The organism is Sphingomonas bacterium (assembly GCF_903643065.1).
Classification (GTDB): domain Bacteria; phylum Pseudomonadota; class Alphaproteobacteria; order Sphingomonadales; family Sphingomonadaceae; genus Sphingomonas.
In genome coordinates this window covers 1-2,826 of the sequence record NZ_CAHJWX010000416.1, presented here as the reverse complement: position 1 = coordinate 2,826, position 2,826 = coordinate 1, and the positions used below count along the sequence as shown (strand labels likewise).

Annotated in this window: 4 protein-coding genes; 3 read left to right on the top strand and 1 reads right to left on the bottom strand. The window is 72.0% G+C overall.

The window, feature by feature from the left end:
* The 3 genes from HUU95_RS13145 to HUU95_RS13135 all read left to right on the top strand — a co-directional run.
* On the top strand, positions 1-950 hold a 950-nt coding region (locus tag HUU95_RS13145; RefSeq protein ID WP_174280514.1), incomplete at its 5' end, for a prolyl oligopeptidase family serine peptidase.
* 14 nt (positions 951-964) lie between these two features.
* Entirely contained in the window at positions 965-1,111 is a 147-nt protein-coding gene (locus HUU95_RS13140; RefSeq protein WP_174280513.1) for a hypothetical protein, read from the top strand.
* Positions 1,112-1,177: 66 nt separating this feature from the next.
* A complete protein-coding gene (locus HUU95_RS13135; protein WP_174280512.1) occupies positions 1,178-2,137 on the top strand; it encodes a phospholipase D-like domain-containing protein in 960 nt (319 codons plus the stop codon).
* Here HUU95_RS13135 and HUU95_RS13130 read toward each other — a convergent pair.
* A partial coding sequence (locus tag HUU95_RS13130) for a DUF2891 family protein (protein WP_174280511.1) occupies positions 2,110-2,826 on the bottom strand: 717 nt, incomplete at its 5' end. The two genes, HUU95_RS13135 and HUU95_RS13130, sit on opposite strands and share 28 nt — an antisense overlap.

Here is a 2,826-nt window from a genome sequence, read left to right as displayed (position 1 = left end):
TGGCGGCGCTCCCCGGCGGCGACGTGCTCGCGTCGGTCTCGACCTATGTCGAGCCGACACGGTTCGTGCGCTGGGCGGGGGCGCGCGGCGCGGCGACCCCGACCGCGCTCGCGGTGACCTCGCCCATCTCGTTCGCCGACTGCACCGTCACCCGCGCCGTCGCGACGTCAAAGGACGGGACGCGCGTGCCGTACACGGTGATCGCGCGCCGGGGCACGCAGCTGGACGGGCGCAACCCGACGCTGCTCTATGGCTATGGCGGCTATGGGATCAGCATGACGCCGACGTTCCTCGGCGCGATGCGGCGCGTGTGGCTGGAGGCGGGCGGGGTCTATGTGATCGCCAACCTGCGCGGCGGCGGCGAATATGGCGACGGCTGGCATCGCGACGGCATGTTGGAGCACAAGCAGAACGTGTTCGACGACTTCACCGCCGTCGCCGACGCGCTGGTTGCGCGCGGCTTCACCAGCCACGCGCGGCTCGCGGTGATGGGCGGGTCGAATGGCGGCCTGTTGATGGGCGCGACGCTGACCCAGCATCCGGCGCTGGCGCGGGCGGTGGTGTCGGCGGTCGGCCTGTACGACATGGTCCGTAGCGAGCAGGACCCGAACGGCGCGTTCAACGTCACCGAATATGGCTCGGTGACCGATCCGGCGCAGCTCCGCGCGATCTACGCCTATTCGCCCTATCACCATGTCGTGCCGGGCACGGCCTATCCGGCGGTGCTGATGCTGACCGGCGCGAACGACGGCCGCGTCAATCCGCTCCAGTCGCGCAAGTTCGCCGCCGCGCTCCAGGCGGCGCAGGGCGCGGCCGATCGCCCGATCCTGCTGCGCACCTCGCAGACCTCGGGCCATGGCATCGGCTCGTCGGTGGACGACCGCATCGCCGAACAGACGGACCAGCTGATGTTCCTGTTCGATCAGCTTGGCGTCGCGCCGGCGCGCTGATCGGAGGAGCACTCGTGATCCTTTCTCTGCTGCTGGCGGCCGGGCCGCTGGCCGGCTTCGCGCTGGTCCACGACGCGCCGTCCGCGACCACGCTTGCCACGCCGGACCTGCCGGACGCGGCGACGACGTGGTGCGCGCTGCTGGATCGGGCCCGGCGCTAGGCCGATTTCGAGCAATTCTATGTCGCCGGCAAGACCGGCTCGCGGCTCGACCGGGTGATCGGATGCATGGATCGCGCGGCGCGGCGCGGCGTCGCGATCCGCTTCCTGATAGAAGGCAAGGGCGTCGCCATGTCGGACGACCCGACGATCGCCCGGCTGCGGGCGATCCCCGGCCTCCAGTTCCGCACGCTGGCGTTCGCCGGGCTGACCGGCACCGGCATCATCCATGCCAAGTTCGTCGTGATCGACGGCACCAGCGGCTATCTGGGCAGTCAGAACTTCGACTGGCGCAGCCTGGAGCATATCGACGAGACCGGCGTCCGGATCGATGACCCGCGCGTCGCCGGGCAGCTCGCCGCCATCTTCGCGCAGGACTGGGCGGCGCAGGCGACGCTCGCCGCCGGCGGACAGGTCGCGCCGACCAACACTGGCGAGGTGCTGGCCGACGATGCCGGTCCCGCGACGCTGGTCGCGAGCCCCAACGCGTTCAACCCGCCGGGCGTCGGCGACTCGCAGGCCGAGCTGGTCAGGCTGCTCGGCGAGGCGCGGCACGATGCGCGGATCACGGTGATGGACTATGCGCCGCTCGATCAGCAGCGCGGCTATTACGGCGTGATCGACGCCGCGCTCCGCGCGGCGGCCGCGCGCGGGGTGACGATCGAACTGCTCGTCGCCGATTGGGACGTGACGCCCGCGAAGACGCCGTGGCTGCGCAGCCTGGCGGCGGTGCCCAACGTGGCGATCAGGGTCGCGACCATCCCGCCGGCGGCGGAGGGGCCGATTCCCTTCGCCCGGGTGGTCCATACCAAGGCGATGGCGATCGACGGACGCGTCGGCTGGGTCGGCACCAGCAATTGGGAAGGCGGATACCTGGACAGCTCGCGCAATGTCGAGCTGGTGTTCCGTGACGCGGGGCTGGCGGACCGGATCGGGCGGATGCATGACACGCTGTGGAGCTCGGCCTATGCCGTGCCGCTGGAGGCCGCGATCGCGCGGCGTCAGCAGGAGGCGTCGCGCGCGCCCTGATCCCGCGTATCGGCCCCCGCCGTGGCCAGCAGCGCGAACGTCGCCAGCCAGTGGCCGCCCATATAGTCGTCGTCGATATGTGGCAGGCTGGCGGCGAGATGCCGGTCGGCCGCGTCCAGCATCGCCGCCGCCGCCGGGTGCGCGGGACCGAGCGCGGCGGCGATCGAGCGCCAGCACCAGGCGCGGCTGAGGTTGAGGCCGTCGAGATGCGCGATCCTGCCGTCGCGCCGATCCGACACGATTGCCGGGCGGAACAGCGTCGCGGGCTCGGCGCGTGGCAGGTCGGGGAGGAAGCCGTCGAACCAGGTGGCGAACTCACGGGGCGGCAGGACGCGGCTCATCAGCAGCGCCTCCGCGAGCGCGGGCGACAGGAAGTCCTCGCCCGACGGCTCCCACGCCTGGCAGCCGCGATCGGCACCGAACCAGGCGCGGGCGCGATCGGCGATCAGCGCGGCGAGGGCAGGATCGCGCCCGGCTGCCCAATCCCGCGCATGGACCAGCGCGAAGGCGGTGTTGGCGTGGGTGCCCGTGCGGATCGGGTAGGTGAGCTTGGGAAGGTGTTCCGCGAATCGCGCGGCAAAGGCGGCGGCGAGCGGCGCCAGCGCATCGACCCAGCCGGCGTCGTGGCGCGCCGCCTCCGCGTGGAGCGCCAGCAGCCAGGCCCAGCCATAGGGCCGCTCGAACCCGGC